Origin of the sequence: Streptomyces sp. NPDC046876, assembly GCF_040645035.1 — a bacterium.
In the GTDB taxonomy this organism is placed as follows: domain Bacteria; phylum Actinomycetota; class Actinomycetes; order Streptomycetales; family Streptomycetaceae; genus Streptomyces.
Map to the genome: position 1 here is coordinate 10,083 of NZ_JBEYXK010000130.1, position 6,883 is coordinate 16,965.

Below are 6,883 nucleotides of genomic sequence, written 5' to 3' on the forward strand. Positions count from 1 at the left end.
CGCCCCCCCGAACCCCGCGCCCCGAGGAACCCGGCTCCGCCGGGCACCGGGCTCCGCCCGGACCCGCGCCTCAAACGCCGGCGAGGCTGGATTTGCCGGACTCCCGTCCCACGCGTCGGCGGAGGCTGGAAATGCCGGACCCTCGTCCCACGCGTCGGCGGAGGCCGGGATGGCAAGGCCCCGGGCGTCACGCGTCGGCGGAGCCGGCCGGGCTTCTGGGGCTCCGCCCCAGACCCCGCGCCTCAAACGCCGGCGGGGCTGGATTGGCCCACCCCCCGCTTCGAAAGGAGGGGGGGCCGGGATGCAAGGCCCCGTCCCAGGGCGGAGCCGGCCGGGCTTTTGGGGCTCCGTGCCTCAATCGCCGGCGAGGCCGGATCGGCCTGGCCCGCGGCGGGGATCCGCCGGGGGCGGTGGAGCCGAGCCGGGGCCCGAGGACTGCTCGGAACACAAGAAACCGCAGGAGGCTGCCATGCGCATCGCCGTGACCGGTTCCATCGCCACCGACCACCTGATGGTCTTCCCCGGTCGCTTCACCGACCAGCTCATCGAGGGACAGCTGCGGCACGTCTCCCTCTCCTTCCTCGCCGACCGGCTCGACGTCCGCCGCGGCGGCGTCGCCGCCAACATCGCCTTCGGGCTCGGTCGGCTCGGCCTCGGGCCCGACCCGGTCCTCGTCGGCGCGGTCGGCGTCGACTTCGACTTCGACGGCTACCGGCTCTGGCTCAAGGAGCACGGCGTCGACACCGATTCCGTGCACGTCTCGGACACCCACCACACCGCCCGCTTCGTGTGCACGACCGACGCCGACCACAACCAGATCGCCACCTTCTACGCCGGCGCGATGGCCGAGGCCCGCCGCATCGACCTCGCCGCCGTCGCCGAGCGCACCGGCGGGCTCGATCTCGTCGTGGTCTCGCCCAATGACCCCGAGGCCATGTTCGGCCACACCCGCCAGTGCCGGGAGCTCGGCCTGCCCTTCGCCGCCGACCCCTCCCAGCAGCTGCCCCGCCTCGACCGCGAGCAGGTGCGGCTGCTGCTCGACGGCGCCGACTACCTGTTCGGCAACGCGTACGAGGCCGCCCTGATCCAGGAGCGCTCCGGCTGGACCGAGGAGCAGATCCTCGCCCGCGTCGGCACCTGGATCACCACCCTCGGCGCCGACGGGGCCCGGATCCGCCGGGCCGGCCTGAGCCCCCTGCACGTCCCCGCCGTGCCGGTGCCCGCCGCGGACGCCCACGACCCCACCGGCGTCGGCGACGCCTTCCGGGCCGGGTTCCTCGCCGCCACCTCCCGCGGCCTGACCACCGAGGACGCCGCCCGCCTCGGCTGCGCGCTGGCCTCGCTCGCCCTGGAGGCCACCGGCCCCCAGGAGTACACCGTCGACCGGGCCCTGCTGGCCGTCCGACTGCACGCCGGCTACGGCGAGCAGACCGCCGCCCGCATCGCCCCGTACCTGGCGAGGACGCCATGACCGCCACCGCAACCGCCACCCCCGCCGGGCTGCGCCGCGCCCTGGCCACCCGTGTCGTGGTCGCCGACGGCGCCATGGGCACCATGCTCCAGGAGCAGGGCCCCACCCTGGACGACTTCCAGGGCCACGAGGGCTGCAACGAGATCCTCAACATCACCCGCCCCGACATGGTCCGGGCCGTCCACGCCGCCTACTTCGACGCCGGCGTGGACTGCGTGGAGACCAACACCTTCGGCGCCAACCACGCCAACCTCGGCGAGTACGACATCGCCGACCGCATCTTCGAGCTCGCCGAGGCCGGCGCCCGCCTCGCCCGCGAGGTCGCCGACGGCTACAGCACCGCGGACCGGCCCCGCTGGGTCCTCGGCTCCGTCGGCCCCGGCACCAAGCTGCCCACCCTGGGCCACGCCCCGTTCGCCGTGCTGCGCGACGCCTACCAGCAGCAGACCGAGGGCCTGGTCGCGGGCGGCGCGCACGCTGTGCTCGTGGAGACCAGCCAGGACCTGCTGCAGGCCAAGGCCGCCCTCATCGGGGCCCGCCGCGCGCTGCGCCGGCTCGGCGCCGACCTGCCGCTGCTGGTGCAGGTCACCGTGGAGACGACGGGCACCATGCTGCTCGGCTCCGAGATCGGCGCGGCCCTCACCGCCCTGGAGCCCCTCGGCATCGACATGATCGGCCTGAACTGCGCCACCGGCCCGGCCGAGATGAACGAGCACCTGCGCCACCTGTCCCGGCACGCCCGCGCCGGGATCTCCGCCATGCCCAACGCCGGCCTGCCCGTGCTCACCGCCGACGGCGCCCACTACCCGCTGTCCCCGGCCGAACTGGCCGCCGCCCACGCCGACTTCGTCACCGAGCACGGCCTGTCGCTGGTCGGCGGCTGCTGCGGCACCACCCCCGAGCACCTGCGCCAGGTCGTCGACGCCGTCCGGGGCCTGGACCTCGCCCCCCGCACCGTACGCACCGAGCCGGCCGCGGCCTCCCTGTACGCGGCGGTGCCGTTCCGGCAGGACACCTCGTACCTCGCCATCGGCGAGCGGACCAACGCCAACGGCTCGAAGGCGTTCCGCGAGGCCATGACCGGCGGACGCTGGGACGACTGCGTGGAGATCGCCCGCGACCAGATCCGCGACGGCGCCCACCTGCTGGACCTGTGCGTGGACTACGTGGGCCGCGACGGCGCGGCCGACATGCGCAAGCTGGCGTCGATGTTCGCGACGGCCTCCACCCTGCCGCTGGTCCTGGACTCCACCGAGCCGGCCGTCCTCGAAGCGGGCCTGGAGTGCATCGGCGGCCGCGCCGTCATCAACTCGGTGAACTACGAGGACGGTGACGGCCCCGACTCCCGCTTCGCCCGGATCATGCCGATGGTCGCCGAGCACGGTGCGGCCGTCATCGCCCTGACCATCGACGAGGAGGGGCAGGCCCGCACCGCCGAGTGGAAGCTCGCCGTCGCCGAACGCCTGATCGCCGACCTCACCGGCACCTGGGGCATGGCCGAGCACGACATCATCGTGGACTGCCTGACCTTCCCCATCGCCACCGGACAGGAGGAGACCCGCCGCGACGGCATCGAGACCATCGAGGCGATCCGAGAGCTCAAGCGCCGCCACCCCGACGTGCAGACCACGCTCGGCCTGTCGAACATCTCCTTCGGGCTCAGCCCGGCCGCCCGCGTCGTCCTGAACTCCGTCTTCCTCGACGAGTGCGTCAAGGCCGGCCTGGACTCGGCGATCGTCCATGCCTCGAAGATCCTGCCGATCTCCCGGATCCCCGCCGAGCAGCTCGCCTGCGCCCTGGACCTGGTGTACGACCGCCGGCGCGAGGACTACGACCCGCTCCAGCGCTACCTGGAGCTGTTCGAGGGCGTCGACACCACCTCCGTGAAGGCCGGCCGGGCCGCCGAACTCCTCGCGCTGCCGCTGGAGGAGCGCCTGCGGCGCCGTATCGTCGACGGCGAGAAGAACGGCCTGGCCGCCGACCTCGACGAGGCCCTCACCACCCGGCCCGCCCTCGCCATCGTCAACGACACGCTGCTGGAGGGCATGAAGACGGTCGGGGAGCTCTTCGGCTCCGGGCAGATGCAGCTGCCGTTCGTGCTGCAGTCCGCCGAGGTCATGAAGACCGCCGTGGCCCACCTCGAACCGCACATGGAGAAGGCCGAGGGCGACGCCGGCAAGGGCACCATCGTGCTGGCCACCGTCAAGGGCGACGTCCACGACATCGGCAAGAACCTCGTCGACATCATCCTGTCCAACAACGGCTACGACGTCGTCAACATCGGCATCAAGCAGCCGGTCTCGGCGATCCTGGAGGCCGCCGAGGAGCACAAGGCCGACGTCATCGGCATGTCCGGCCTGCTGGTGAAGTCCACCATGGTGATGAAGGAGAACCTGGAGGAGCTCAACCGCCGCGGCAAGGCCGCCGACTACCCCGTCATCCTGGGCGGTGCCGCGCTCACCCGCGCGTACGTCGAGCAGGACCTGCACGAGATCTACGAGGGCGAGGTCCGCTACGCCCGCGACGCCTTCGAGGGCCTGCGCCTGATGGACGCCCTGATCGCCGTCAAGCGCGGCGAGGAGGGCGCCGCCCTGCCCGCCCTCAAACCGCGCCGGGTCACCGCCGCCACCGCCCGTCCCGTCCTCGTCGAGTCCGCGCCCGTCGGCCGCTCCGACGTCGCCACCGACAACCCGGTGCCTGTACCGCCGTTCTGGGGCGACCGCCTCGTCACCGGCATCCCGCTCGCCGACTACGCGGGCTGGCTCGACGAGCGCGCCACCTTCATGGGCCAGTGGGGGCTCAAGCCCGCGCGCGGCACCGACGGCCCCTCGTACGAGGAGCTCGTCGAGAGCGAGGGCCGCCCGCGGCTGCGCGCCTGGCTGGACCGGCTGCGTACCGAGAACATGCTCGAGGCCGCCGTCGTGTACGGGTACTTCCCGTGCGTGTCCAAGGGCGACGACCTGATCGTCCTCGACGAGCACGGCAGCGAGCGGACCCGCTTCACCTTCCCGCGCCAGCCCCGCGGCCGGCACCTGTGCCTGTCCGACTTCTTCCGCTCCGAGGAGTCCGGCGAGACCGACGTCATCGCCTTCACCGCCGTCACCATGGGCAACCGGATCTCCGAGGCCGCGAACGAGCTCTTCGCGGCCAACGCCTACCGCGACTACCTCGAACTGCACGGCCTGTCCGTCCAGCTCACCGAGGCCCTCGCCGAGTTCTGGCACGCCCGGGTCCGCTCCGAACTCGGCATCGCCGACCGCGACCCGGCGGGCCTCGCCGGGATGCTCAAGACCGAGTACCAGGGCTGCCGGTACTCGCTGGGCTACCCCGCCTGCCCCTCCCTGGAGGACCGCGCCAAGATCGTCCACCTGCTGCGCCCCGAACGCGTGGGCGTCACCCTTTCCGAGGAGTACCAGCTGCACCCCGAGCAGTCCACCGACGCCCTGATCTTGCACCACCCCGAGGCCACCTACTTCAAGGCCGGAGGCGGTCCCGCATGAGCCACCTGCGCGAGCGGCTGGCGAGCGGCGCCCCCTCCTTCTCCTTCGAGTTCTTCCCGCCGAAGACCGACGCGGGGGAGCGGGTGCTGTGGGACGCGATCCGCCGCATCGAGGCCGTCGCCCCCACCTTCGTCTCCGTCACGTACGGCGCCGGCGGCTCCTCCCGCGAGCGCACCGTCGCCGTGACCCGGCGCATCGCCACCGACACCACCCTGCGGCCCGTCGCGCACCTGACGGCCGTCGACCACTCCGTCGCCGAACTGCGCCAGATCATCGGCCAGTACGCCGACGCGGGCATCCGCGACGTCCTGGCCCTGCGCGGCGACCCGCCGGGCGACCCGCGCGGGCCGTGGGCGCCGCACCCGCAGGGGCTGAACCACGCCGACCAGCTCGTCCGCCTCGTACGGGCCTCCGGCGACTTCTCGATCGGCGTCGCCGCCTTCCCCGAACGCCACCCGCGCTCCCCGGACTGGGAGAGCGACGTCCGCCACTTCGTCGCCAAGTGCCGGGCCGGCGCCGACTACGCCATCACCCAGATGTTCTTCGACGCCGAGGACTACCTGCGGCTGCGCGACCGCGTCGCCGCGGCCGGCTGCGACACCCCGATCATCCCGGAGATCATGCCGGCCACGGACGTGCGGCAGATCCGACGCTTCGCCGAGCTGAGCAACGCCCGCTTCCCCGTGGAGCTGGGCCTCGCCCTGGAGGCCGCCCGCCACGATCCGGCCACCGCCCACCGCATCGGCGTCGACCACGCCACCGCGCTCGCCCAGCGGCTGCTGGACGAAGGGGCCCCCGGCCTGCACTACATCACTCTCAACCGCTCCACCGCGACGCTTGAGATCCACCGCAACGTCCACACCAGCAGGAGTGCACCCGCCCATGCCGCCGTTCACTGATTTCAAGGTCGCCGACATCTCCCTCGCGGAATTCGGCCGCAAGGAGATCACCCTCGCCGAGCACGAGATGCCCGGCCTGATGTCGATCCGCCGCGAGTACGCCGCGGCGCAGCCGCTGGCCGGCGCCCGGATCACCGGCTCGCTGCACATGACCGTCCAGACGGCCGTCCTCATCGAGACGCTGGTCGCGCTGGGCGCCGAGGTGCGCTGGGTCTCGTGCAACATCTACTCCACCCAGGACCACGCGGCGGCCGCCATCGCCGCCGCCGGGATCCCCGTCTTCGCCTGGAAGGGCGAGACCCTGGAGGAGTACTGGTGGTGCACGGAGCAGGCGCTGACCTGGCCCGGCCACTCCGGCCCGAACATGATCCTCGACGACGGCGGCGACGCGACGCTGCTGGTCCACAAGGGCGTCGAGTACCAGAAGGCCGGCGCCGTCCCGGACCCGTCCACGGCCGAGAACGAGGAGATGGCCCTCGTCCTGGAGCTCCTGGGCCGGACCGCGCTCGACTGGACGGCCCTGGCGTCCGACATCCGCGGTGTCACCGAGGAGACCACCACGGGCGTGCACCGCCTGTACGAGATGCACAAGGCCGGCGCCCTGCTCTTCCCGGCCATCAACGTGAACGACGCGGTGACGAAGTCGAAGTTCGACAACAAGTACGGCTGCCGCCACTCCCTCATCGACGGCATCAACCGCGCCACCGACGTCCTCATCGGCGGCAAGACGGCAGTGGTCCTCGGCTACGGCGACGTCGGCAAGGGCTGCGCCGAGTCGCTGCGCGGCCAGGGCGCCCGTGTCATCGTCACCGAGATCGACCCGATCTGTGCGCTGCAGGCGGCGATGGACGGCTACCAGGTCACCACGCTGGACGAGGTGGTCGAGACGGCCGACATCTTCATCACCACCACGGGCACCAAGGACATCATCATGGCCTCGGACATGGCCAAGATGAAGCACCAGGCGATCGTGGGCAACATCGGCCACTTCGACAACGAGATCGACATGGCCG

The 6,883-nt window shown here is 72.4% G+C and carries 4 protein-coding genes; all 4 read left to right on the plus strand.

Features of this window, described 5'->3' with window-relative positions:
• Positions 1 to 469 precede the first annotated feature (469 nt).
• Positions 470 to 1,471 (plus strand): carbohydrate kinase family protein, encoded by a 1,002-nt coding sequence (locus ABZ924_RS35015; protein ID WP_361919160.1) that lies wholly within the window; start codon positions 470 to 472, stop codon positions 1,469 to 1,471.
• The gene (gene metH, locus ABZ924_RS35020) at positions 1,468 to 4,971 is read left to right on the plus strand and encodes a methionine synthase (protein ID WP_361919162.1); all 3,504 of its coding nucleotides are present in this window, start codon (positions 1,468 to 1,470) and stop codon (positions 4,969 to 4,971) included. Before ABZ924_RS35015 ends, metH begins: the two co-directional genes overlap by 4 nt.
• Complete coding sequence (gene metF / locus ABZ924_RS35025; RefSeq protein ID WP_361919164.1) at positions 4,968 to 5,870, plus strand: methylenetetrahydrofolate reductase [NAD(P)H]; 903 nt, start codon at positions 4,968 to 4,970, stop codon at positions 5,868 to 5,870. Before metH ends, metF begins: the two co-directional genes overlap by 4 nt.
• A partial coding sequence (locus ABZ924_RS35030; RefSeq protein ID WP_361919166.1) for an adenosylhomocysteinase occupies positions 5,854 to 6,883 on the plus strand: 1,030 nt, incomplete at its 3' end. The genes metF and ABZ924_RS35030, both read left to right, overlap by 17 nt.